Annotated in this window: 13 protein-coding genes and 2 pseudogenes; 9 read left to right on the plus strand and 6 right to left on the minus strand. The window is 71.6% G+C overall.

What is annotated here, in order from left to right:
* Nucleotides 1–149: 149 nt before the first annotated feature.
* The 5 genes and pseudogenes from K7862_RS14360 (at nt 150) to K7862_RS14380 (ending at nt 6513) form a co-directional block, all read left to right on the plus strand.
* Entirely contained in the window at nt 150–2030 is a 1881-nt protein-coding gene (locus tag K7862_RS14360) for a glycoside hydrolase family 76 protein (protein ID WP_308011983.1), read from the plus strand.
* 175 nt (nt 2031–2205) lie between these two features.
* A pseudogene (locus K7862_RS14365) lies at nt 2206–2834 on the plus strand (MIP/aquaporin family protein).
* Nucleotides 2835–2909: 75 nt separating this feature from the next.
* Nucleotides 2910–4427 (plus strand): glycerol kinase GlpK, encoded by a 1518-nt coding sequence (gene glpK / locus K7862_RS14370; RefSeq protein ID WP_222962951.1) that lies wholly within the window; start codon nt 2910–2912, stop codon nt 4425–4427.
* Between the two features lie 251 nt (nt 4428–4678).
* On the plus strand, nt 4679–5626 hold the full coding sequence (locus K7862_RS14375) for a glycosylasparaginase (protein WP_222962952.1): 948 nt from the start codon (nt 4679–4681) through the stop codon (nt 5624–5626).
* Nucleotides 5623–6513 carry a M55 family metallopeptidase gene (locus tag K7862_RS14380; protein WP_308011984.1) on the plus strand — a complete coding sequence of 297 codons (891 nt, stop codon included), beginning with the start codon at nt 5623–5625 and terminating at the stop codon, nt 6511–6513. Before K7862_RS14375 ends, K7862_RS14380 begins: the two co-directional genes overlap by 4 nt.
* 72 nt (nt 6514–6585) lie before the next feature.
* Here the strand turns inward: K7862_RS14380 and K7862_RS14385 are convergent, their stop codons facing one another.
* Together K7862_RS14385 and K7862_RS14390 are read right to left on the minus strand one after the other, a co-directional pair.
* Nucleotides 6586–8205, minus strand: coding sequence for a tol-pal system YbgF family protein (locus K7862_RS14385; protein ID WP_308011985.1), 1620 nt, complete (start codon nt 8203–8205; stop codon nt 6586–6588).
* A gap of 210 nt (nt 8206–8415) precedes the next feature.
* Nucleotides 8416–12570, minus strand: a complete 4155-nt coding sequence (locus K7862_RS14390; protein WP_222962953.1) for a beta-galactosidase — start codon at nt 12568–12570, stop codon at nt 8416–8418.
* A 262-nt stretch (nt 12571–12832) separates the two neighbouring features.
* Between K7862_RS14390 and K7862_RS14395 the strand changes: the two genes are divergently transcribed.
* The 3 genes from K7862_RS14395 to K7862_RS14405 are packed head-to-tail and all read left to right on the plus strand — an operon-like array spanning nt 12833 to nt 16310.
* On the plus strand, nt 12833–14509 hold the full coding sequence (locus tag K7862_RS14395; protein ID WP_222962954.1) for an NAD(P)/FAD-dependent oxidoreductase: 1677 nt from the start codon (nt 12833–12835) through the stop codon (nt 14507–14509).
* On the plus strand, nt 14506–15957 hold the full coding sequence (locus K7862_RS14400; RefSeq protein ID WP_222962955.1) for an ATP-binding protein: 1452 nt from the start codon (nt 14506–14508) through the stop codon (nt 15955–15957). Before K7862_RS14395 ends, K7862_RS14400 begins: the two co-directional genes overlap by 4 nt.
* Nucleotides 15954–16310, plus strand: a complete 357-nt coding sequence (locus K7862_RS14405; protein WP_222962956.1) for a UBP-type zinc finger domain-containing protein — start codon at nt 15954–15956, stop codon at nt 16308–16310. The genes K7862_RS14400 and K7862_RS14405 overlap by 4 nt, the downstream gene beginning before the upstream one ends.
* A gap of 133 nt (nt 16311–16443) precedes the next feature.
* Here the strand turns inward: K7862_RS14405 and K7862_RS14410 are convergent, their stop codons facing one another.
* From K7862_RS14410 to K7862_RS14420, 4 genes and pseudogenes are all read right to left on the minus strand, one after another.
* Nucleotides 16444–20397, minus strand: a complete 3954-nt coding sequence (locus K7862_RS14410) for a GH92 family glycosyl hydrolase (RefSeq protein ID WP_222962957.1) — start codon at nt 20395–20397, stop codon at nt 16444–16446.
* 115 nt (nt 20398–20512) lie between these two features.
* On the minus strand, nt 20513–21370 hold the full coding sequence (locus K7862_RS38610) for a beta-sandwich domain-containing protein (RefSeq protein WP_504740054.1): 858 nt from the start codon (nt 21368–21370) through the stop codon (nt 20513–20515).
* 54 nt (nt 21371–21424) lie between these two features.
* Nucleotides 21425–23767, minus strand: a pseudogene (locus K7862_RS14415) (GH92 family glycosyl hydrolase); the annotation flags it as partial.
* A gap of 504 nt (nt 23768–24271) precedes the next feature.
* Entirely contained in the window at nt 24272–24811 is a 540-nt protein-coding gene (locus K7862_RS14420) for a DinB family protein (RefSeq protein ID WP_222962959.1), read from the minus strand.
* 136 nt (nt 24812–24947) lie between these two features.
* Between K7862_RS14420 and K7862_RS14425 the strand changes: the two genes are divergently transcribed.
* Nucleotides 24948–25319, plus strand: a complete 372-nt coding sequence (locus K7862_RS14425; protein ID WP_222962960.1) for a VOC family protein — start codon at nt 24948–24950, stop codon at nt 25317–25319.
* Nucleotides 25320–25371 lie beyond the last annotated feature (52 nt).

A 25371-nucleotide genomic window follows, 5' to 3' on the forward strand; every position in this document is an offset into this window, starting at 1 on the left:
CCCTTTCCACCGGACGAACCCCGGCGGCGGCCTGTGCGCCAATTCTTGACCGGACATGGACAACGGTGTCCTGCGTGTCGTACAACGTTGGAAATCAACGGAGTTGACGGCGCGAAGGGGAACCCGTGCGGACACCGGTGTTACGGAAGTTGCCTGCGTTACCCACCTCATCCCCGTCGGCGGCGCTGTGGTGCGCGCTCCTGACGGCTCTGCTGCTGCTCGTGACGCCCGCCTGGGCGGCCTCGGCGAGCACCCCGGCCGCGGCATCCGCGCCGCAGGCCGCCACCACCGTCTGCGCGCTGGCGTGCGACACCCTCGACCCGTCGAAGGCCGCGCAGGAGACCTTCCCGGTCCCGAACGTGACGGTCAACGGGCGGCTGCTGGAACTGCACGTGGACGACGTGACCGGCATGGCCTGGGCGAGCATCGACCACGGCCAGGTCGACGACTCGGTCTGGCTCGACCGGTCCTGGGACGGCGGCAGCACCTGGGACGGCCTGCTCGGCAAGGCGTGGATCCCGTCCGCGTGGACCGGGACCCGGACCCTGATGTACAACCTCTACGACCCCTCGAACCACCGCCGCGCGGTGCTGCGGGCCTGCGGTGACGCGCAGGGCGTGAGCTGCACGCAGTGGGCGCACCTGAAGGTGTGCGCGGCAGTCTGCGACGGCAGCGACGCCGCCGGCGGCGACAGCCGTCCGGTCGCGCCGGCCACCCTGTCGGGGCGGACCATCGCCCTGCACACCGACTCCTCCGGCATGGCCTGGGCCACGATCGCCTCCGGCAAGGCGGGCGACGAGGTGTGGATGGACCGGTCCTGGGACAGCGGCGCCGACTGGCCCGACGGCTCCTCGATGGGCCGCACCAGCGTCCCGGCGGGCGGCACCGGCACCCGCACCGTGAAGATCAACACCAGCGACCCGCTGGGCCGGCTCTACGGCGGCGCGGTCCGGGCCTGCGGGCGCGCGGTGGAGGGCCAGAACGGCAGCTGCACCGCCTGGGCCCGTCCCGCGGTCAGCCGCGACGCCGCCGCGGCGGACGCCCTGATGTATTCCTATGACCCCAACACCGCCTACTGGCCGTCGAGTTGGTGGAACTCGGCGGTCGCCCTGGCCACCGTGATCGACTACATGCGGCAGACCGGGGACACCCGGCACGCCTGGATCGTCGACCGCACCTACCAGGTCGACCGCGTGTCCTTCCCGGCCGGCGCCCGCAGTTCCGACCCGATCGAGGGCGACTTCATCAGCCGCTCCACCGACGACTCCGAGTGGTGGGCGCTGGCCTGGCTCGACGCGTACGACCTCACCCACGACAGCCGCTACCTCGACGAGGCCGTGACCATCGCGAACTACGTCAACGGCCTGTGGGACACGAGCACCTGCGGCGGCGGGGTGTGGTGGGACCGGGAGCGCACCTACAAGAACGCCGTGACCAACGGCCTGTGGGTGCGGATCACCGCCGAACTGCACAACCGCATCAGCGGCGACACCCTCTGGCTGGGCCGGGCGACCACGGCCTGGCACTGGTTCACCGCCAGCGGGCTGATCAACGGCTCCGGCCTGGTGAACGACGGGCTGACCAGCGGATGCGCCAACAACGCCCAGACGGTGTGGAGTTACAACCAGGGCCTGGCCATCGGCGCGGGCGTGGAGATCTGGCGGGCGACCGGGGACGCCAGCGCGCTGGCCACCGCCCGGCGGCTGGCCGACGCCGCCGTGGCCTCCCCGGCGCTGGTCAGCGGGGGCGTGCTCACCGAGTCGTGCGACACCGCGACCGGCGGCTGCGACGACAACGGCAAGCAGTTCAAGGGGGTCTTCATGCGCTACCTGCAGGATCTGGACTCCGTCACCGGCAACGCGTACGGCGCCTTCGCCGCCACCCAGGCGGACACTGTATGGAACGCCGACCGCGACAGCCTCAACCGGCTGGGCGAGCGATGGGCGGGCGGCGGCACGTCGTCGGCCCCGAACGTGCGCGACTGGCGGACGCAGGCGTCCGCTCTCAGCGCCCTGCTGGCCGCCGGATAGTCCCCCTGTCCCCGACGATCCCGATCCGCCCCCGCACCGGTTCCTCGTCGCCCCTGTCGTCCGTACGGCGCAGCAGCGCGCGCCAGGACACGGCGCCACGTGTTTCGGTGTGAGGGCGGAGCGCATTCCAGCGAACCGCAGCCGGGCGGAAACGACCGGCAGGAAGCAGGAACCCATGGTGAAACGTGTACGCGCAGCAGGACTGACGGGCGAGCTGTCGGCGGAGTTCACCGGCACGCTCATCCTCATCCTGTTCGGCGTCGGCGTGGTGGCCCAGGTCGTCGCCGGCGGTGCACTGACCGATCCGAAAGGCGGACTGGGCAACCACGACAGCATCGCCTGGGCGTGGGGGCTGGGCGTCACGCTCGGCGTCTACGTCGCGGCACGGCTCAGCGGCGCCCACCTGAACCCGGCGGTGACCCTGGCACTGGCGGCGTTCAAAGGGTTTCCGTGGCGGAAGGTGCTGCCGTACTGGGTGGCGCAGTTCCTCGGCGCGTTCGCGGCGCCAACCTGGCGCCCTTCGTCATCGGCCTGGTCGTGGCGGCGATCGGGATGGCCTTCGGCACCAACGCCGGGTACGCGATCAACCCGGCGCGTGGCCTCGGTCCCCGGCTCGCCAGCTTCATCACCGGCCATCACCATGCCTGGCGTGATCAGTGGGGCAACCTCTACTGGTGGGTGCCCATCGCCGGCCCGCTCATCGGGGGGCTCGTCGGCGCTGTGGCCTACAAGCTGTTCATCGGGCGCTTCCTGCCCACCGCCGAACCCGAGCCCCCCGGCCGCGTTCCGGCGCCCGAGGCCTGACCGACCAGGCGCAACCGATCCCAGGAGCGCGGCCGCACCCCTCGGGGCGCGCTCCACGCACGAGAGGCAGCAGGCATGGCGGACTTCGTCGGCGCGGTGGACCAAGGCACCACCAGCAGCCGCTTCATGATCTTCGACCACGACGGCAACGAGGTGGCCAAACACCAGTTGGAGCACACTCAGTACCTGCCGAAGCCCGGTTGGGTCGAGCACGACCCGATCGAGATCTGGGAGCGCACCAACGTCGCGATCCAGAACGCGGTGCGGACCGCCGGCATCTCGGCGACCGACCTCGCCGCGATCGGCATCACCAACCAGCGCGAGACCACCGTCGTGTGGGACCCGCGCAACGGCCGTCCGTACTGCAACGCGATCGTCTGGCAGGACACCAGGACCGACTCCATCGCCAAGGCGCTGGAGCGCGACGGCCACGGCGACCTGATCAGGCGCCGGGCCGGCCTGCCGCCCGCGACCTACTTCTCCGGCGGCAAGATCAAGTGGATCCTGGAGAACGTCGAGGGCGTGCGGGAGGCGGCCGAGCAGGGCAACGCCGTGTTCGGCACCACCGACTGCTGGGTGCTGTGGAACCTCACCGGCGGCCCCAACGGCGGCATCCACGCCACCGACGTCACCAACGCCAGCCGCACCATGCTGATGGACCTGGAGACGCTGGACTGGGACGACGAACTGCTGGGCATCTTCGGCATCCCGCGCGCGATGCTGCCGAAGATCTACCCGTCCTCGCACCCCGAGGCGTTCGGCAAGACCCGCACCTCGCGCCCGCTGAACGCCCCCATCCCCATCGCGGGTGTGCTCGGCGACCAGCAGGCCGCCACGGTCGGCCAGGTCTGCTTCACCCCCGGCGAGGCCAAGAACACCTACGGCACCGGTAACTTCCTCCTGCTCAACACCGGTACCGAGGCGGTGCGTTCGGAGCACGGGCTGATCACCACCGTGGCCTACAAGTTCGGCGACCAGCCGGCCGTCTACGCGCTCGAGGGCTCCATCGCCGTCACCGGATCCGCGGTGCAGTGGCTGCGGGACCAGCTCCACGCCATCACCGACGCCGCGGAGAGCGAGCGGCTGGCCAAGACCGTCGACGGCAGCGACGGCATCTACTTCGTGCCGGCCTTCTCCGGCCTCTTCGCGCCCTACTGGCGCTCGGACGCCCGCGGCGCCATCGTCGGCCTCGCCCGGTTCCACAACAACGGGCACCTGGCGCGGGCGACCCTGGAGTCCATCTGCTACCAGAGCCGCGACGTCGTCGTGGCCATGGAGCAGGACTCCGGGGTGCACCTGGACGTGCTCAAGGTCGACGGCGGCGTGACCGCCAACGACCTGTGCATGCAGACGCAGGCGGACGTCCTCGGCGTCCCGGTCAGCCGTCCCGTCGTCGCCGAGACCACCGCGCTGGGCGCCGCGTACGCCGCGGGTCTGGCCGTGGGCTTCTGGCGGGACACCGACGAACTGCGCGAGCACTGGCACGAGTCGAAGCGCTGGGAGCCCAGGTGGTCCGAGGAGCAGCGCGAGGAGGGCTACAAGGGCTGGAAGAAGGCGGTCGACCGGACCCTGGACTGGGTGGAGGTCGAGTAGCCGACCGGCGACCCGGAGCCCGGCGGCACGCCGGGCACCGCGCCCCGCCCCCACTGCACCGAAACCGGCCCCTGACCGGCACCGTCGCCTCCCGGCGACGGGCCGGCCGGGGGCCGCGGCCGTTGGCGGATCGTGACTGTACGAGCGCCGGACCGGATGCGAGACTGCCACCGCACCGGAAGTTGCGCGATACACGTATGCTCCGGCGAACCGGCGGGGATCCCGCCGGGCGGCACTCGGACAGGAGAACCATGGCGGATCCGCTGATCATCGGCAGTGAGCGCAGCGAGGCCGGCATACCGGCCGGCATGGAGGTGCTCAGGCGCGGCGGCTCCGCGCTGGACGCAGTCGAGGCCGCGATGCGCCGGTGCGAGGACAACCCGGCGGACCACTACGTGGGCACCGCGGGACTGCCCAACGCGCGGGGCGAGGTGGAGCTCGACGCGTCCCTGATGCTGGGCTCCGGACGGCAGTTCGGCGCGGTGGCGGCCCTGAAGAACTACCCGAACCCGATCTCGGTGGCCCGCGCGGTCCTCGAGAAGCTGCCGCAGCACAGCCTGCTCGTCGGCGAGGGCGCCGCGCTGTTCGCCGAGGAGTGCGGCTTCACCACCGCGGACCTGCTCACCGACGCCTCGCGCGAGCAGTGGCGCAAGCAGGTCACCGACTCCCGGGAGGCGGTGGAGGGCGAGAACACCGCCGCGACCGACGGCGACCAGCGGTACCGGGAGAGCGCGCTCGCCCTGATCCGCCGCCTCGCGCCTCACGAGGGCCTGTGGGGAACGATCAACATCATCGCCCTGGACGCGACCGGGGAGATGTGCGTCGGGGTCTCGACCTCCGGTTATCCGTACAAGTACCCCGGCCGCGTGGGCGATTCGGCGCTGCCCGGCGCCGGCAACTGGTGCGACCTGCGGGCCGGGGGCGCCGCGTGCACCGGCCGCGGCGAGCTGAGCATGCGCGGCGGCACCGCCCGCTCGATCGTCGACCTGATGGCGGCGGGCCAGGACCCGGCCTCGGCGTGCCGGACGGCCCTCGCCGACGCCGCGACCCTCCCGGACGACTACCGCTCCGAGCTGCGCGCCCTCGCTCTCACCCCGGACGGGCGCCACGGCGGCGCCGCCGGTCAGGAGGGCAGCGTCTACGTCCTGATGACCGAGTCGTCGACCGAGCCCGAGTTCCGGCCCCGGGTGGTGCTGTGAGCGACACACGAGAGACGGGAGCCGGCGCGGTGACCGACGCGCGCGAGACCGCCGGACCGAAGATCTTCATCTCCTCGGACATGGAAGGGACGGCGGGTGTCGTCGACTGGGGGCAGTGCCGCCCGGGGCAGCCCGAGTACACGTACTACCGCACGCTGCTCCAGGAGGAGGTCAACGCCGCCATCGAGGGCGCGCAGGCCGGCGGCGCGAGCCGCTTCCTGGTCAACGACTCGCACTCCACCATGGCCAACCTGCGGCCGGACGCGCTGGCCGGCCGGGCCCGCTACCTGTCGGGCCGGCACAAGCCGCTGTACATGATGCAGGGCCTGGACAGCTCGTTCGACGGCATCTTCTTCGTGTCCTACCACGGGTCGATGTCGGGCCCGCGGGCCACGCTGTCGCACACCTACAACCCGCTGGCGATCAGCGAGGTGCGGCTCAACGACGTCCTGGCCGGCGAGAGCGGCATCAACGCCCTGGTCGCGCTCGCGCACGGGGTGCCGGTGGTGCTGATCACCGGGGACGAGACGACCGCGGCCGAGGCCGAGCCCTTCTGCCCGGGTGTCGTCCCCGCCGTGGTGAAGTCCTCGGTGTCCCGGTTCTCGGCCGACAGCCTGCACCCGGAGGACGCCCGCGAGGTGATCCGGGACGCCGCGCGCCGGGCGGTGGAGGGGCTGGCCGCGGCGCGGCCGCCGCGGATCGAGCTGCCCGCGACGCTCACCGTGCGGATGCGCAACCCCGACCTGGCCGAGATGGCCACCTGGATCGCGGGCGTCGAGACCGTTCCCGGCGACGCGGTGACCGTGCGGATGACGGACAGCGACCCGCTGCGGCTGTACCGCACGTTCATCACCGTCGTCCTGCTCACCCGCGGCATCGCGGAGTGACGCGCACGGGCGGGCCGCGGTGATCCCCGGCCCGCCCGCCACGCCGGCCGCCCCTCCGCCGCGGCCGCGCGGCTACAGGCTGAACGACGCGTTCACGTTGAACGTGCACTCCGTGTAGATGTAGCCGTACTGGAGCTTGACGGTGTCGCCGCCGGGCGTGTTGCGGCTCGACTTCTCGCCGGAGGTGTACATGAAGTACGTGGTGCCCGCCGGGAGGTTGAGCGTCTTCTTCGGGTAGTTCTTGCCGCTCTTGCACGCCGAGGTCCGGCCCGCGGCCGCGTCGGTGTACGCGTGGCAGCTGCCGCAGGCGCTCAGCGTGAAGCTACCGGTGACCGGGCCGGTGAAGAACACCTCCGTCGCCTCCGGGCTGTCGTTGCTGACGGTGATCGGGATGCTGCCGCCGGACGCGGTGGTCGGGAGGCGGTGCCCGGCGGCGGGCTCCACCTGGGCGACCCGGGCCGCGATGGAGATCTTCTGGGCCAGCGCCCGGTTCCGGTCGTGCGGGTACTTCTGCGCGAAGCCGTTCATGGTCTCCACCGCGCCGGGGAAGTCCCCGCTGCGGTACTGGTGCACGCCGCAGGCGTAGGTGCCGGACTCGACGTACCCGTCGGCCTGCCGCGAGTCCTTGGTCAGGGCCGCGGTCAGCCCGGCGTTGTCGCCGGGGAGCGCCGCGGCCCGCTTGCCGAGCTGCCGCAGCCGCTCGGTGGCCGAGCACGGGTCCTTGCCGTGCAGGCCCGCGGCGGCGCCGCCGATGGTGGACCGGACGGCCGGTTCGACCTTCGCGGCCTGCGGGGACGCCGGGAAGAGGGTGAGCAGTTCGCTGAGGTGGTCGCCGCTGCCGCCGGACGCCGACGGGTCCTTGGCCAGGTCGGCCACCCCGCACTCGTAGAGCGACGTCGCCAGCCGGTCGTCGGGCCAGGTGGCGAGCGCGCCGACGCCGGGCTTGCCGTAGGAGGCGGGCACCGTGCGCAGATAGGTCAGCGGGGCGATCGCGTCGCAGTACCTCTTCTGCGCGAAGGGCGCGCCGACGGCCGTGTAGTAGGCGGCCAGCCGGTCCGGGACGCGCCGCGCCGCACGGGAGCCCGGGTGGTTCTGGCTAAGGTCCCGGTAGGCGGCCAGCGCCGTGCGGTAGTCGGGCTGGGCCGCGGCGAAGGGCTTGGCCTTGGCGGCCCGCACCAGCCGGTCGGCGTGGTCGAGGTGTTCCAGCAGCATCTTCTGGGTGGCCTCGTCCTGGGCCCCGCCGTAGGCGGCGACGGCCCCGGCCGGCACCGCGAGCATCACCAGGCCCAGCAGCAGCGCGATCGGCGCGCGGGGAGGCCGGCTCAGCGGAGTGCGCAGACCGCGCCTGGCACCGTGCACGGCCGCCAGCGCCAGGAACGCCAGGTAGGCGGCCAGGACGCCGCGTGACACCCCCTCGGCGTCCGCGGGCAGCGCCGCCACCAGCAGCGCGGCGGTCGCGGCCCAGCACACCACCATGGCGAACCAGCGGCGCAGCAGCGCGTAGCCCAGCCCGAGCCCGCTGAGGTTGAGCACGGCCACGGCGAGGGCCCGCACGCGGTCGGCGGGGCCGGCCGGGACCACGGGCGGCCCCGGCGGCGGCGCCGGCGGGAAGGGCGGCAGGGTGAAGCCCCCGGGCGGGCCGGCGTCCCCGCCGCCCGCTCCCCCGGCCATGTCGTACTGATCCCAGGACACGCAGCCCCCTCGACTCCCGGCGCTCGGCCGGTCCCGCCCCCGGGCGCGTGTGCCGCGTTCATGGCACCGGGCCCAACAAATGTCAGATGCGAGAAGGTTGCCTCGGGTTCCCTCCTCACGCATCACTGTATCGGTGCCCGGGGACACGAAAACCGCCGCACCGGGGGCGGGTTGTGCCCCCGGTGCGGCGGTTCCGTGACGTGGGGGGGTTCAGCTCCCCTGGCAGGTCACGATCGGGTTGCCCCAGTCGCCGTGGTCGTTGCCGTTGCCGTCCCCGCCGTCGCCCACGGACAGGTCGAGGACCTGACCGCCGCTGACGGGGACGTCGAGGGCGACCGGCGCCGACTTCCCGTTGAGGACGGGCGTGGTGGTGAGCACCTTGCCGTCCAGGATCACGGAGAAGGTGACGGTCCCCGGGTCGCCGTTGTCGACTCCGACGGTCGCGGTGAAGCGGCTGCAGCCGCCGGCCAGATAGACCTGGACGTCGCTGGGCGAGTTGGTGCCCAGCCCCTTGGCGTAGGTGGTGCCGCCGAGCTTCAGCGGGGTGCCGTCGTTCGCCGCGGTGTTGCCGACGCTCTGGTCACGTTCGACCGGCCCCCACCCGTTGGTCGCCGACAGCCATGTCAGGTCGCTGACCTGGTCCGCGCCCGCGGGCGGCGGCGCCGGCACGGAGCCGGTGAACCGCGTGTCGGCGGGTGTGGCGGTGCGGCCGGCCTGCCGCAGGGTCGCGGTGGCCGTCAGCGGGCTCGCCTTGGCCGGGTTCTGGGGCGCGGTGACGTCCCAGCTGAAGGTGGCCGAGCCGCCGCCGTCGATCCGGGCGACCGACGGCGGTGTGGACGCGGCGCCGACCGTCCACCCGTCGGGCGCGGCGAGTGCCGCGGTGACCGACGTGGCGGGCGGCGCGCCGGCCGGGACGCTGACCGTCGCGGTGGCGGTGAAGTGCTGCCCGCCGCTCACCGATCCGGGCACCGCGAGACTGACCGAGGAGCGCGGTGCGGCCGGCATCCGGTAGGCGGCCGGGTCGTACCGGGGACTGTCGTTCTGGGCGACGGTGAGCGAGGAGGCGTAGCTGCCGTAGTTCGTCAGCGCGACCTTGCCGAGCCCGCCCGTGGAGCCGTCCAGGTTCCAGACCGCGATGGCCACGGTGTTGCTGCCGTTGGGGTTCAGGATGCCGTCGGGCACCGGGAAGCTGTGCTGCGGGCCGAGGTAGTTGACGTAGTTGCCGACGTCCCAGCCGTTGACGTACAGCTCGGCGCGGTACTCGCGGGACGGGTCGTCGGTGATGCTCAGGCCCAGCGAGGTGTCCTGGCCCTTGGGCAGGTCCAGGGCGACCGTGGTGCTGTACCAGGAGACGCCGGGCGTGGTGTCGGTGGCCGGCAGGGTGACCGGCTGCCAGCCGCCGGTCGGGTACCCGGGCAGCATGTAGCCGGCGCGCTCGCCGTACAGGCCGCCGGTGTTGAGCGGTCCGCGCACGGTGTCGACCGGGGTCTCGCCGCCGCGGACGCCCTGCAGGCGCCAGGTGACCGTGCCCAGCGGGTTGCCGGTGAGCGTGGCCCCGGTCAGGCCGCGGGCGGCCTTGTTGCCGTTGGACTCGTTGTAGTCCTCCTCGTGGCCCATGTTGACGGTCAGCACCGAGATCACGTTGTCGTTCGCGTCCGCACCGGTCTTCACCAGGCCGGCCGGGAAGGTGTAGGTCTTCTGGCCGTCGGCGGTGGAGCTGCCGAGGAAGGTGCCGTTGAGCCACACCGAGGAGGCAGCGGCACGGCCGCCGCTCTGCGCGGACAGGGTGATGCCGGTCTCCTTGCCGGTGCCGGTGAACCGGCCGCGGTACCAGGTGCTCCCGGTGTGGAAGCCGTAGTCGTCGGCGAAGAGCACCGGCAGGCTGCCGGGGGTGGTCGTGCTGTTGGAGGTCATCTTGCCGGCGACCTGCCAGCCGGAGTCGTCGAAGCCCGGCTGGGACTCGGGCGACTCCTGGACGTGCTTCCAGCCGGTGAGGGCGGGCAGGGTGACCGGCGCGGCGGTGGCGACGGAGCCGGTGAGGCTGCCGGTGGGCGTGGCCGTGGTGTGCACGGTGTGCCCGTTCCAGGTGACCGCGGCCGCGGTGCCGAAGACCTCGATGGCCGGGTCGGTGCCGTTGTCGCCGGTGAGCGCCAGGGTCCCGGCCTGGGCGGTCGCGCCGCGCAGCAGGTGCGTGCCGCGGACCAGGACCGGGCCGGCCGCGGTGTCCTGCCGCCAGAAGGTCTTGGCGGTGGCGGTGTCGGCGAGCAGCAGCAGGAGCGGGTGGCCGCCGCCGGTGATCTGCACGCGGGTCAGTCCGGTGTGGCTGTAGTTGAGCCGCAGGTCGCCGGTGGCCGGGTCCCAGGTCGAGGTGACGCTGCCGCCGGTGGCGGTGACCGTGGGCCGCGCCGCGTACTTCAGCACGGTCTCGCCGTCGGAGCCGTGGTCGCCGTAGAGCACGGCGACGTCGCGGCCGCCGATGGTGGCGTTGGTCATGATCTCCGAGGTGGAGTACTGCAGGTGGTTGCCGCCGAGGTCGTATCCGGCCACGATGATCTTGCTCTGCCGGCCGTTCAGCGCGAGCGAGGTGCCCGGCTGCTGCGGCACGGTGTAGACGGGCGCGGTGGAGGCCGAGCCGGTGGCCACGTCGATGGCGTCGACGGTCACGAAGGTGCCGCTCGCCGCGGAGTTCTTGTTCCCGGTGACGACGATCTTCAGCGTGTGCGCGCCGGCCGCCAGGCCGCTCGCCTGGTAGGCCACGTACTGGTTCTGCTTGTTCGCGCCGTACAGGTCGACGGTCTTGACCTTGGCGCCGTCCAGATAGACGTCCGCGGTGCCGTGGTTGCCGTCGAGGTTGCTGATCCACTTCACACCGGTGCCGGTGAAGCCGACGCTCATGCTGTCGCCCGCGGTGCTGCTGAAGGACTCGGTGTGCTGGTAGTCGCCGCCGGTGTAGTTCTGCTCGGAGCCGACGTGGGACCAGCCGCCGGTGTACGCCAGGGCGCTGTCCCGGTCGTCGTAGGTGTACCCGGGGTGGGCGCCGAGGTCGATGGTGACGTGGGCGCTGTCGGTGCCGGTCGACGTGGAGTCTGCGTGCCGCAGGACGTGGAACTGGGTGCCGGTGTCGGGGTTGAGCCGCGCGGTGTCCACGATCGCGGCGTTGTCCGTGGGCGTCGCCGGGAGCGCGTCGGTCTTGGTGAGCGGGGCGACCGCCTGGGTGAAGTAGCCGATCAGCTTGTCCTGGTCGTACTTCGGGTCGAGCTGCCGGGTCTCACGGATCGCGGCGCCGTAGTCGTACGAGGTGTAGTTCTGCGGCTCGCCCAGCCAGCCCCAGTTGGTGCCGCCGTACGTCATGTAGAAGCTCTGCGAGGTCGCGCCGACCGCGATGTTCTGCTTGTAGAAGACGTCCGCGAACTGGTCGTTGATCAGCTGCGCGCACTTGTCGTAGCCGGGGCCGCCCCACGGGTCGAAGGCGCCGCCCTGGAACTCGGCGGTCTCCAGCGGCTTCCCGGCCGGGTGGTCGTAGCTGATGTCCGGGACGCCGTTCCACTTGGTGGGGCTGCTGCAGTTGAAGCCCTGCGGGTAGGAGTCGGCGCCGTCCACGGCCAGCGCCGCGTCACCGGAGTTGAAGGTGCCGTTGTTGTTGCCGACCAGGGGCACGGTGATGCCGTCGGCGGTGGCCTTGTCCTCCAGGTGCTTCATGTAGGTGCGGCCGGCGGCGCTGCCGTTGTAGTACTCGTTCTCGACCTGGTACTCGATGACCGAGCCGGTGCCGTCGGTGAGCTGGTGGCGGGCCAGGATGCGGTCGATCTGGGTCTGCCACTCGTCGCTGTACTTCAGGTACTGCGGGTCGCTGGTGCGGGTGTTGCCCGCCTTCGTCGACAGCCAGCCGGGGAAACCGCCGCCGTCCACCTCGGCGTTGATGTACGGGCCGGGGCGGGCGATGACGTAGAGGCCGACCTGGTCGGCGATGTCGAGCAGCTTGTCGACGTCCCGCACGCCGGTGAAGTCGTAGACGCCCGGCGCCGGGGAGTGGTAGCCCCAGTCGAAGTACAGGGAGACGGAGTTGAAGCCCGCCGCCTTCATCTTCTGCAGCACGTCGCGCCACAGGTCCTGGTTGGGCAGCCGGAAGTAGTGGAACTCCCCCGACCACAGGTAGGTGCGCTTGCCGTCGATCATGAACGAGTAGCCGTCGTAGGTGACGGAGTGGCTGCCGGCCGCCGCGGGAGCGGCGGAGGTGACGGCGGCCGGCCGCGGCGAGGCGGCGAACGAACCGGCCGTCGAGCCCAGGCCCAGGACGAGGGCGAGGGTGGCACCGATCGCCAGGCAGCGCCGGAGTATCCGGCCGCCTGTGCGGTGAGCTGTCATTCGGGGACCTCCACGTCGGTGTCCCGTTCACCGTGGGGGCCGTGCGCTCGCCCACGGATCACCGGAACACTCAGGCTTCAGGGTGGGGGGTGCTGCGCGAATTCGTTGGTTTGCGTCTGGGAGTGTTGCATCGGGCCTTGTCGTACGCAACCATTCGGACACAAATCATCGGTCATGCGTCTCACCCCCCAGCCCATTAGGCTGAACCGGGGACGTGCGTGGACGACATCCGCGCAGGCCACAACCGGGGACGGGGATGCCCATGACTACAGCGGACAGCTCTCGCCGAGCCGTGCTCCTGACCGTCGACGACGACCCGGGCGTCTCACGCGCGGTGGCCCGTGACCTGCGCCGCCGCTACGGCGAGCGCTACCGGGTGGTACGCGCCGAGTCCGGGGACTCGGCGCTGGACGCGCTCAAGGAGATCAAGCTGCGCGGCGACCTGGTCGCGGTGATCCTGGCCGACTACCGGATGCCGGAGATGAACGGCATCGAGTTCCTCGAACGTGCCATGGACATCCACCCGGGCGCCCGCCGGATCCTGCTGACCGCCTACGCCGACACCGGCGCCGCGATCGACGCGATCAACGTCGTCGACCTCGACCACTATCTGCTCAAGCCGTGGGACCCGCCGGAGGAGAAGCTCTACCCGGTGCTGGACGACCTGCTGGACGCGTGGCTGAGCTCGGACCACCGCCCGGTGCCCGAGACCAAGGTCGTCGGCCATCGCTGGTCGGCCCGCTCCACCGGCGTCCGCGAGTTCCTCGCCCGCAACCAGGTGCCCTACCGCTGGTACCTGTCCGACCAGCCCGAGGGGCAGCGGCTGCTGGCGGCGGCCGGGCACGACGGGATGCGTCTGCCGGTCGTGGTCGCGCCCGGCGGCGAGGTGCTGGTCGAGCCCTCGGACCAGGACCTGGCCTCCCAGGTGGGCCTGGCCACCAGCCCGGCCGAGGAGTTCTACGACCTGGTGGTGATCGGCGCCGGGCCGGCCGGACTCGGCGCGGCCGTCTACGGCGCCTCGGAGGGGCTGCGCACGGTCCTGATCGAGCGCACCGCGACCGGCGGCCAGGCCGGGCAGAGCGCCCGCATCGAGAACTACCTGGGCTTCCCCGACGGCGTCTCCGGCGCGCAGCTGACCGACCGGGCCCGGCGCCAGGCCGGCCGGTTCGGCGCCGAGATGCTCACCGCGTGCGAGGTCACCGCCCTGGAGGTCAGCGGGCCGACGCGGACCGTGCGGTTCGCCGACGGCTCCTCGGTCGCGGCGCACAGCGTCATCCTCACCACCGGCGTCAACTACCGGCTGCTGGACGTCCCCGGCATGACCGAGTTCACCGGGCGCGGCGTCTACTACGGCTCGGCGCTCACCGAGGCCGCGGGCTGCGAGGGCCAGGACGTCTTCATCGTCGGCGGTGCCAACTCCGCGGGGCAGGCGGCCGTGTACCTGTCGCGCACCGCCAAGTCCGTGACCCTGCTGGTGCGCGCGCCCTCGCTGGAGGCGTCGATGTCGCACTACCTCATCCAGCAGATCGCGGCCGTCCCCACCATCCACGTCCGGACCGGCACCGAGGTGTCCGGGGTGCACGGCAGCGACCACCTGGAGGGCCTGGCGCTGCGCGACCGCGCCTCCGGCCGCACCGAACTGGTCGACTGCCAGCGGATGTTCGTCTTCATCGGCGCCGCGCCCCGCACCGACTGGCTGGACGGCGTCGTCCGCCGTGACGACCACGGGTTCGTGCTGACCGGTCCCGACCTGACCGCGGAGGGCCGCCGGCCCCCCGGCTGGGAACCGGACCGGCTGCCCTACCACCTGGAGACCAGTGTGCCCGGGGTGTTCGCCGCCGGCGACGTCCGCTCCGAGTCCGCCAAGCGGGTCGCGTCCGCGGTCGGCGAGGGCGCGATGGCCGTGATGCTCGTGCACCGCTACCTGGAGGGCCTGTGACCCCGCAAACGCTGCCCTGCGACCCGTCCGAGCTGCAGACGCTGTTCCTCTTCGAGAAGCTCACCGACGACCAGCTCGGGCAGCTCTGCGCGTCCGGCCGGGTGGAGTGCGTGGACCCCGGGCCGGTGTACGCCGAGGGCGACCCGGCGACGTGCTTCTACGTGCTGCTGGAGGGCACCGTCGTCACCTCGCGCCGGGTCGGCGACGACGACGTGGAGATCACCCGCACCTCCCAGCGCGGGGTGTACGCCGGGGCGTTCCAGGCCTACCTGGGCGACCGCGTGCCGCAGCTCTACACCAACTCGATGCGGGTGACCGTCCCCTCCCGGTTCTTCGTGCTGGCCGCCGACGAGTTCTCGCGCATCGTGCACGACTGGTTCCCGATGGCCGTGCACCTGCTGGAGGGGCTGTTCTTCGGCAACCAGGCGTTCCAGCAGCGGGTGAGCCAGCGTGAGCGGCTGCTCGCCCTCGGCTCGCTGTCGGCGGGCCTGACCCACGAGCTCAACAACCCGGCCGCGGCCGCGCTGCGGGCCACCGCGGCGCTGCGCGAGCGCGTCGCCGGGATGCGGCACAAACTGAAGATCCTGGCCGGCGGCTCGTACCGGCAGGCGGACCTGGACACCCTGGTGGGCATCCAGGAGCGCGCGGCCGACCGGGTCGCCAAGGCGGAGGACCTGAGCCCGCTGGAAGCCTCCGACCGCGAGGACGTCGTCGCGGACTGGCTGGACGACCACGGCATCCGCGGCGGCTGGGACCTGGCGCCGGTCTTCGTCCAGGCCGGCCTCGACGAGGAGTGGCTCGACCAGGTGGCTGCGGCGGTCGACGCCGAACTGCTGGAGAGCGCGCTGCGCTGGCTGAACTACACGGTCGAGACCGAACTGCTGATGAACGAGATCGAGGACTCCACCACCCGGATCTCCGGACTGGTGAACGCCGCCCGCCAGTACTCCCAGCTGGACCGGGCGCCGTACCAGGTCGTCGACATCCACGAACTGCTCGGCAGCACCCTGCAGATGCTCGCGGGGAAGATCGGCGACGGAGTGAAGGTGGTCAAGGAGTTCGACACCTCCCTGCCGCGCGTCCCCGCCTACCCGGGCGAGCTCAACCAGGTGTGGACGAACCTGATCGACAACGCGGTGTCGGCCATGGACGGCACCGGGACGCTCACCGTGCGCACCTCGTCCGAGCACGGCAGGCTTGCCGTGGAGTTCCGGGACACCGGTCCCGGGGTCCCGGCGGAGATCCGCGAACGGATCTTCGAGCCCTTCTTCACGACCAAACCGGTGGGACAGGGCACCGGTCTCGGCCTCGACATCTCGTGGCGGATCGTGGTCAACAAGCACCACGGGGACCTGCAGGTCGAGTCCGAACCGGGTGACACCCGCTTCCGGGTGCTGCTGCCGCTGACCGCCGCGGAGTCCGACACCGAGGAGGCTTCTCCCGTATGACCACTTCCGACATCCCGGGGATCGACCCGACCGTGCCGCCGAGCGGTGAGGGCTGCCTGGACTGCGACGCGGCCGGCGGCTGGTGGTTCCACCTGCGCCGGTGCGCCACCTGCGGCCACATCGGGTGCTGTGACAGCTCCCCGTCCCAGCACGCGGACGCGCACGCCAGGACGACCGGCCACGACGTGGTCCGCAGCTACGAGCCGGGCGAGGACTGGTACTGGAACTACCGGACGCAGTCCTACGTCGACGGGCCCGACCTCGCCCCGCCGGTCAGCCACCCGGAGGGGCAGTCGGCTCCGGGTCCGGCCGAGCGGGTCCCGGCGGACTGGCAGACCCATCTGAACTACTGAACCGCTGAACCGCTGAACCGCCGCAACGCCGTAGCGCCGGTCGACGGACGACGGTGGGCCGGTCCCGGAGGACCGGCCCACCGCGCTGCCGGGCCCCGCGGGGTGTTCCGCGGAGCCCGGGCCTGTGCGGCACCTAGCGGGCGAGGAGTTCCATCTCCGCCAGCGAGGTGGTGGTGGCACCGCTGTTGGCGGTCACCACCAGCCGGTAGGTGGTGTACGTGCCCGGCGTGGCGATCTCGAACGGACGGGTCTGCAGGCGGTCGCTGAAGGTCTCACCGGACCTGCTGTCCAGCGTCTTCCAGCTCTGGCCGTCGTTCGAACCCTGGAGCCGCCAGCTCGTCGGGTCCTGCCCCGCGGTGGTGGCCGAGGTCAGGGTGTAGAAGGTCGCCTTCTGCCCGGCGGCCGGCTGGCCGTCCTTGCCGGAGTAGGCGTAGTCGATCACCGGGGTCGCGGAGGAGAAGCTCACCCGGGTGGCCGAGGTGTTGTCGAACAGGCCGGAGACGTCGGTGCCGTCGGAGGCCTTGCCGGTGCCGAGCCCGGAACCGGTGGTGTCGGTCAGCGGGTCGGGGGTGCTGCCGGCCGGGGTGAGCGACGGCGGCAGGGCGTTCTTGCCGGTCCCCCAGTCGGACGGCTTGGAGCCCATGGTGAAGTCGAGCACCGCACCGTTCCTGAGCTGGTCGCCGGTGAGGTAGACCTTGTTCCACGGCTGGCCGTCGACCTTCAGCGACTGCACGTAGACGTTGCTCCGGCTGTTGTCCGGCGCGTTGACCACGATGCTGCGGCCGTTGTCCAGGTGAACCGTCGCGCGGGTGAACAGCGGGGAGCCGATCACGTAGTTGTCGTTGCCGACCTGCAGCGGGTAGAAGCCCAGCGCGCTGAAGATCTGCCAGGTCGAGGTGGCGCCGTTGTCCTCGTCGCCGGGGTAGCCCTGGCCGATCTGGCTGCCGGTGAACAGCCGCTGCTGGATCTCCCGGATGACCGCCTGGGTCTTGGCGGGGGCGCCGGCGTAGTCGTACATGTACGGGATGCCGAACGAGGGCTGGTTGCTCAGGCCCAGCTCGCCCATGCGGACGTCCCGCGCCTCGATCATCTCGTGGATGGTGCCGCCGTAGCCGCCCGCGTCGCCGTCAGCGGTCTCCTGGGTGGAGAAGAACGTGTCGAGCTTCTGCTCCAGCTTCTGCTGGCCGCCGTAGAGGGCGGCGACGCCGTTCGGGTCCTGCGGAACGGTGAAGGCGTAGTTCCACGCGTTGGTCTCGGTGTACTCGTTGCCCCACTGCTGCGGGTCGTAGCTCGCGTCGGGCACCCGCCACGAGCCGTCGGCCTTGCGGCCCTCGAAGAAGCCGACGTTCTTGTTGAAGATGGTGGTGTAGTTGAGCGCCCTGGCCAGGAAGTAGTCGGACTCCTCCTGGTAGCGCTGGCGGTCGGCCTTCGATGTCTTCGGGTCCTGGGCGAGCTTGGCGGCCATGGTGCCGATGCCGTAGTCGTTGATGTAGCCGTCCAGCGACCAGGAGACGCTGCCGCCCTGGGCGGTGTTGGTGTAACCGGTGAACTCCGAGGTGTCCAGGCCCTTGCGGCCGACGCCGGAGCTGGTCGGCACCACGGTGGCGTTCTTCACCGCGGCGGCGTAGGCGGCCTTGACGTCGAAGTTGTCGACGCCCTTGGCGAAGGCGTCGGCGAAGGCCACGTCGGAGCTGGTGCCGGTCATCAGGTCGGCGTAGCCGGGCGAGGACCAGCGCGAGGTCCAGCCGCCGTCCTTGTACTGCTGGACGAACCCGTCGGCGAGCTCACCGGCGGTCTTGGACTCCAGCAGGGAGTAGGCGGGCCACTCGCTGCGGTAGGTGTCCCAGAAGCCGTTGTTGACGTAGACCTTGCCGTCCTTCACCTGGGCGCCGGTCTCGGTGGCCGAGCTGGGGCCCTGCTTGGAGAACGGGCTGGCGTACCGGTAGACCGGCTTGTCCGCGGAACCGGTGTTCTCCGAGGCGGAGTTCGGGTACAGGTTCATCCGGTACAGGTTCGAGTACAGCGTGGTGAGCTGGTTCTGGCTCGCGCCCTGCACCTGTACCTTGCCGAGCTTGGCGTTCCACGCCTGGGCGGCCCGGTTCTTCACCGTGTCGAAGGACGTGCCGGCCGGAATCTCCAGGTCGAGGTTCTTCTTGGCCTGGGCGGCACTGATGAACGACGTGGCGATGCGCATCGTCACCGTCTTGGTCTTCGAGGTGTCGAACCGGGCGTAGCCGGTGACGTTGTCGCGGCCCTGCCCGGTGGTCTTGGCCGCGGTGGCCGGCGCCTGGTCGAACTCGGCGTGCACGAACATCCGGCTGGCCCCGGTGGACAGGCCGCTGCGGTGCTCCGACCAGCCGTCCAGGGTGCCGTCGGCCGCGTCGAAGGTCAGGCCGCCGTTGTTGTCGATGTTGTCGAAGAGCAGGTTGCCGGTGTCACCGGTGAAGGTGAACCGGAACTCCGCGGCGTGGTCGGTGGGCGCGATCTCGGCCTTGATGCCGTTGGTGAACGTCACGCCGTAGTAGTCCGGCTCGGCCGTCTCGTCGGCGTGGCGGAACGGCAGCGCGCGGGCGCTGCGGCTGAGGTCCGGTGTGCCGGTCGCGCCGGACGGCATCACCTGGAACAGGTCGCGGTCGCCCATCCAGGGGCTGGGCTCGTGGCTGATGCCGAGCGCCTGCAGCGTCGGCAGGTTGTCCGCGTTGTTCTGGGCCGCGTAGCTGTACTCCCAACTGTCGGAGCCCGCGTCGGTGACCGGGGTGAAGAAGTTGAAGCCGTTGGGCACCGCGGTCAGCGGCAGGTTGTTGCCGCGCGAGAACGAGCCCGAGGAGTTGGTGCCGCGCCGGGTGTCGACCGCGTTCACGTAGTCGGCGTTGGGGTGGCTCGCCGGCACGGTGCCGACGGCCAGGTCGTCGATCCAGCCCTTGAACTGGGTCGAACCGCCCTCGCCCGACGTCCCCTTGGGGTCGTCGTAGCCGAGCAGGATCCGGTCGATGGTCTTGCCCGCGGCGACCTTGCCGACCTCGGCGGAGACCTGGTTCCACTGCGAGGCGTAGAGCACCTTGGCGTCGCCCTGGCCGCGCGGGGACAGCTCGTTGCCGTACTCGTCCTGCGCCGTGCGCTGCAGCCGGCTGAGGTAGGTGCCGTCGGTGAAGTGCAGGTCGACCGAGGCGTAGGTGCTGGGGTAGTTGAGGTCGCCGCCGGTCAGCTCGGGGAAGATCTCGTACGAGAGCCGGGTGTTCGGGTTGACCTTGATGTGCACGTCGTACAGCTTGTTGTACGCGTGCACCGCACCCGCCTGGGTGTGGGTGCCCGCGTACTCCAGGGCCTTCAGACCGGTGAAGCCCACGTTGGGCTTCACGTCGGGGCCGGAGGACGGGCCCTTGCCGATGTCGGTGGTCATCCCGGCGGTGGGCGGCGGTGCGGCCGAGCCGTCGGAGAGGATCAGGTCGGCGAGCTGCACGATCGGGTCCCCGTGGTTGGCGCTGACGTTCAGCCGGTAGTAGCGGTACGCACCGGGCGTGGCGACGTCGTAGACCTTGGACTTGAAGCGGCCGGGGAAGTCCTGGCCGGTCCTGCTGTCCACCGTGGTCCAGTCGGTGCCGTTGGCCGACCCCTGGAGCTGGAAGTCCTTGGGGTCGCGGCCCGGGGAGTCGTTCGCCGAGGTCAGGGCGTACTTCTTGACCGTGACGTCACCGCTGAGCTGGTACTGCACCCACCCGGTGGAGTTGAACGTCAGCCACTTGGTGTTGGGGTCCTCGTCGGCGGCGTTGGCCGCGACCTCGTTCGGCGGGTTGTCCGAGTTGGCGGTGACGGCGGTGATCTTGTCCTTGATGCTGCCGGCGAGCACGGGCAGGGTGCCCGCGGTCACACCGGAGACCATGGGCTTGCCGTCCGGGCCGTTCTCCGCGGTGCTGGTCCAGTCGGGCTGCGGCTGGCCGGACTCGAACGACGTGGTGAAGGCGGGCGCGTCGTCCGCTCCCGGGGTGTCCGCGTGGGCGAGCGCGGACAGGGGGGCGGTCAGGGCCAGGGATACCGCTCCTGCCAGCAGGGATCTGGCGAGGGTACGGCGGGCACGGCCATGGGTCATGGGGTGCTGCCTCTCTGCTTCGTGGTGGGGCCGGCTGTGCGTGCCGGTCGCCGCGCCCGTCCCGTGGGGCGCGGCGACCGGCCGCATGACTGGACGACGGAGGTGTGACGGTCCGTCAGGCGTTGCGTCCGCTCAGCGCGTACAGCGCCATGCGGGTGTCGTCGGGCAGGGTGATCGAGACAGCGGTCCTGCCGCTGTCCAGCGGCACCGTCAGGTGCCAGATGTTGACCGCCACGCCGTCGGGCTGCCCCTGGGCGTTGTAGCGGCTGTCGGCGTGGATCGCGGGATCCTCGCCGAGCCGCGGGGAGCCCGACGCCCAGTCGGTGGCGTTCAGGGGCACGGAGGCCGAGCTGCCGTCGGAGTAGTGGACGGTCGCGGTGCCCTGCACGTCGCCGTGGTGGGCGGTGAGCAGCACGTCCAGGGCGGAGTAGTTCCGCTGCACGAGGGCGACGGTCTGGCCGTGCGCGGTCGCGAAGTTGGGCGCGCTGCCGGTGGTGTCCGGGAACCGGTATGCGTGGCCGCCGAGGACCCCGGGGCCGGGGGCGGGCAGCTGCTCGGCCGGGAAGCTGGTCCCCGTGCCGTCGAAGTCGGCACCGGTGGCGCCGGACGCGCTGACCCCGTCCACGTTGTACTGGCCGGACAGGTCCTGCGGGCAGGATCCCGTGGCGCCGGTGCAGGTGGCGGTGGTCACCGAGACCGGGAGGGTCCGGGTGACCGAGGGCCCGCCGGTCTGCGTCACCTTGACGGTGACCTGGTACGTGCCGTCGGGCGTGCCGGCCGGCGCGGTGATGTGCACCGGCACGGTGTGCGTGGCGGGCACCGTCCCCGAACGCACCTGGAACGAGGCCTGCTCGGGCTCCACGGTGAGCGGCGCCGGGGCGCTGATGCTCACGGTGCCGGACGCCGTGCCGGGCGCGGTCAGCACCGCGGAGACCGTCACGTCGGTGGCGGTGCCGCCGCCGAGCACGCCCACGGCGGACGGCGAGACCGCCGCCGCGGTGTGACGCTGGGTGTCGGGCGCCTTGTCCAGTGTGGGCGGCGCGTCGGACTTCAGAGTCCCCCAGGCCGACGGGCTGGTGCCCAGGGTCAGGTCGATGTCCCGCCCGGCCCGGATGTCACCGGTGGTGAGGTAGGTGTGGGCGAGCTGCTTGCCGCCCAGCCGCGCGGACTGGATGTACCGGTTGCTGTCCGAGCTGCCCGGCGCGGTGATGGTGAGGTGGCCCTTGGGGTAGTACCGCTTGTCCAGGGTCACGTCCACCCGGTCGAACAGCGGCGTGGACAGGCCCCACAGGTCGGTGCCCGGCGTCATCGGGTAGACGCCGATCGCCGAGAGCACCTGCCACGAGGACATGGTGCCCAGGTCGTCGTTGCCGGTCACGCCGTTGGGCGCGTCGGTGAACAGGGTCAGCGCGGCGTGCACGACGTCGGTGGTCTTCCACGGCTGCCCGGTGGACAGGTACGTGTACGGCGCGCCGAGGTCGGGCTCGTTCTGCGGGTTGTACTTGTCCTGGTTGTAGTACGAGTACGGGCCGTTGACCCACACGTTGCGGGCGGTGCCGGCCGGGTCCTTCAGCAGCTGGTCGTAGGCGAAGAACGAGTCCAGCCGGGAGTTGGCGGTGTCCGTCCCGCCGATCAGGCCGACCAGGTCGGGCACGTCCTGCGGCACCAGCCACATGTACTGCCACGAGGTGCCCTCGTGGAAGCCGACGCTGGAAGCGGGGTCGGACGGGCCGACGAACGCGCCGTCGTTGTCACGGGCACGGAAGAAGCCGGTGGCCGGGTCCAGGATGTTCCGGTAGTTCTGGCCGCGGGCCAGGTACCTGCGGGCGTCGGCGCCGTGACCGAGGTCCTTGGCCATCCCGCCCAGCGCGGCGTCGGCGAGCGCGTACTCCAGCGTGGCGGACGGCCCGTGCTGGTAGTCGTCGTCGCCGGGCTTGGTCTGCGGGCGCGTCGGGTCGTAGGGGACGTACCCGTTGGCCAGGTACTCCGGGTCGGCCTGACGGACCGCGGACGGCGAGGAGTCGGGCGCCGCGCTGTCCACGTGCTTCTTCAGGATCCGGTACGCCTCCTCCTCGTGGCCCTTCAGCAGGCCCTGGCGGTAGGCGTCGACGAGCCACGGGGTCACCGGGTCGCCGGTCATGATGTTGGTCTCGGCCGTGGCGTAGCCCCAGCGCGGCAGCTGGCCGCTCTGCTCGGCGATCTTCAGCAGCGACAGCGCCATGTCCCGGGACTCGGCCGGAGCCAGCAGCGACAGCAGCTGCTGCTGCGTGCGGTAGGTGTCCCACAGGGACCAGTTCTGGTAGTACGTCGAGCCGTCCCCGGCGTGCACCTTGTCGTCCCAGCCGGTGTAGCGGCCGTCGACGTCGCTGCCGATGTTCGGCGCGAGGAAGGACCGGTAGAGCGAGGAGTAGAAGGTGCGCTGCTGCTCGTCGGTACCGCCCTGGACACGGATCTGGCTCAGCCGGTCCTGCCAGGCCTGCGTCGCCGCGGCCTTGGTGGTGTCGAACGTGCCGCCGCCCTCGGCGGCGAGGTTCTTGGCGGCGCCCGCCGCGTCCACCCAGGACAGCGAGGTGACGGCCGTGACGCTGTGGTTCTGCGTCGCGTCGAACCGCACATAGGCGCCGCCGCGCCCGGTGGAGGTGGACGTGTGGCTGCCCGCGGTGACGGCAGCGCCGTTCCACGTGCCGAACGAGGCGAAGGGCCGGTCGAACTTCGTCTCGGTGTAGAGGGTGTACGGCTGGGTGTCCTGGCAGAAGCCGCGCCCGGTGATGGCCGTGACGACCGTGCGGTCGTCCAGCACGGTCACCGTGCTGGAGGTGACCTTGTGCAGCGCCTGCCCGGTGTTGAGCAGGACGTTGGCCTGGTCGGTCGACGGGAACGTGTAGCGCTGCCAGCCGGTGCGGGCGGTGGCGCTGAGCTCCGCGGTGATGCCCGTGCCGAGCTTCACCTTGTAGTAGCCGGGGGAGGCGGTCTCGTCGCTGTGGCTGAACGGCGCGGCGTACACGGCGTCGTCGGTGGACGTGACCGCACCGGTCGTCGGCAGCACCGGCAGGTCGCCGCCGAGGCCGCAGCCCACACCGGACAGGTGCACGGAGCTGAAGCCGAGGATGTGGTCCTGGTTGTAGTCGTATCCCGTGTTGTGGCCCGTGTCCGGCGACAGTTGCACCATGCCGAACGGCACCGCCGCACCGGGGTAGGTGTTGCCGTCGTTCTGGGTGCCGATGAACGAGTTGACCAGGTGGGTGAGATCCCCTGTGGTGTCGCCGGCCGCCAGCGCGGACTGCGCCGGCAGCATTGCCGCGGCGGCCGCGGCGAAGGCGGCGACCGCCACCACCGCCGTACCTCTGCGACGTTGCTTGCTTCCAGCCATGCTTTCCTCTCTCTCCTCCCGTGACAACGTTGTCAGAGAGCCGGGCGCACCTGGCGCCCAGGTGGTGGGGGCACGGGACATGCCAATGAGACGTCAGGAATCTTGTCCTCAGTGCCGACCGGCGTCAATGGGGCGAGGTGAAAGGATTTGGGCGCGGGGGCGGGGTCGGTGGTCCCCGCGGACCTGCCTGGGTGTCAATCGTGGCTGGTCAGAGCTGGTTTCGGACGGGGGGCCGAGATCGTTCCCCGTGGGCCCCGGGGAGCCGGTGAACCGTTTCATGATGCGGACGGGGCGGGTGGAGCGGACGGGGCGTGCCCGGGGGGCCGGGTGGGCCCGGACTGGGGTCGCCCGGGTAGCCCGGGTGGGCCCGGACCGGGGCGGCAGGCACCGGGTCGGCACGCGCGGGCCGGGCAGGCAGCGGGGACTGGGACCGGCGGGCGTCACCTGGCCTGTGGCTCTGCCCGAGGGGCGAGTGCGGGCCCCGCCCGCACCGTCCCGCCTCGGCTACTCCCCCGTCGAGCCGTCCACGGCCTCACGGATGAGGTCCGCGTGGCCGTTGTGGCGCGCGTACTCCTCGATCATGTGGCAGACGATCCAGCGCAGGCTCGGGTTGAAGCCGTTCTTTCCGGTCCGCCGGGCCAACTGACCCATGTCGCCGGTCGCGAGGGCCGCCTCGACGCGCTCGCGGGAGCGGCCGACCGCGTCCTGCCAGATACCGAGGAGCTGCCCGGGCGTGTCGTCCTTGGCGGAGTGCCACTCCCAGTCGGGGTCGGCGTCCCAGTCCACGGTGTCCCAGGGCGCGGCCTGCTCCCTGCCGTCGAGCCACTCGCTGAACCACCAGTCCTCCACCAGGGCGAGGTGCTTGAGCATCCCGCCGAGCGTCATGGTGGAGGCCGCAGCGGTGGCCGCCATGCCCGCGGCGTCCAGGCCCTCGCACTTCCAGGCCAGGGTCGCTCGCTGGAACTCCAGGAAACCCAGCAGGGTCGCGGCCTCGTCGGCGGCGGCGGGCGGCTCGGGACGGCCCTGCTCGTCCAGTTGTGTCATGGGCGGTGAGTGTAGGGGCCCGGGGGCCGCGCGTCGCGGGAGTTGTCGGGCCGTCGGCGTGGCGGGGCAGGGAGCCCGGCGGCGTTCCGCACGCGGGTGCGGGTGAAGGTGCGGGCGCGGGTGCCACAATCGGGACATGATCGGTCGCTTGGAGAAGACGGTGCTCGACTGCCCCGATCCCCGCGCCCTCGCCGCGTTCTACGCCGCCGTCCTGGGGATGCGCGTCAACGAGGACGGCGACGACTGGGTGGTCATCGGAACGGAGCCGGGCGCACGGCAGTCGGCCTTCCAGCGCGTCACCGACTGGACGGCTCCCGACCGGCCCGACCCGCGGCGCCCGCAGCAACTGCACCTGGACATCCGGGTGGACGACGTCGAGACCGCCGAACACGAGGTGCTGGCCCTCGGCGCCCGGCGTCTGCCCGGCGAACTCGAAGGCCGCTACCGGGTGTTCGCCGACCCCGCGGACCACCCTTTCTGCCTCGTCTTCGGCCGCCGCGCCGCTTAGCCGGCCCTCCGACCGCAGCGCTCACGCCCCGCACGAGCCCAGTGCTTGACCC

Source organism: Actinacidiphila acidipaludis (genome assembly GCF_019890725.1).
GTDB lineage: Bacteria > Actinomycetota > Actinomycetes > Streptomycetales > Streptomycetaceae > Actinacidiphila > Actinacidiphila acidipaludis.

Excerpts from the sequence above, each read along its gene's own strand:
- K7862_RS14405 (WP_222962956.1), top strand. The coding sequence starts at position 15,954 with ATGACCACTTCCGACATCCCGGGGATCGACCCGACCGTGCCGCCGAGC.
- K7862_RS14410 (WP_222962957.1), bottom strand. The coding sequence starts at position 20,397 with ATGACCCATGGCCGTGCCCGCCGTACCCTCGCCAGATCCCTGCTGGCA.
- glpK (WP_222962951.1), top strand. The coding sequence starts at position 2,910 with ATGGCGGACTTCGTCGGCGCGGTGGACCAAGGCACCACCAGCAGCCGC.
- K7862_RS14425 (WP_222962960.1), top strand. The coding sequence starts at position 24,948 with ATGATCGGTCGCTTGGAGAAGACGGTGCTCGACTGCCCCGATCCCCGC.
- K7862_RS14375 (WP_222962952.1), top strand. The coding sequence starts at position 4,679 with ATGGCGGATCCGCTGATCATCGGCAGTGAGCGCAGCGAGGCCGGCATA.
- K7862_RS14390 (WP_222962953.1), bottom strand. The coding sequence starts at position 12,570 with ATGACAGCTCACCGCACAGGCGGCCGGATACTCCGGCGCTGCCTGGCG.
- K7862_RS14395 (WP_222962954.1), top strand. The coding sequence starts at position 12,833 with ATGACTACAGCGGACAGCTCTCGCCGAGCCGTGCTCCTGACCGTCGAC.
- K7862_RS14420 (WP_222962959.1), bottom strand. The coding sequence starts at position 24,811 with ATGACACAACTGGACGAGCAGGGCCGTCCCGAGCCGCCCGCCGCCGCC.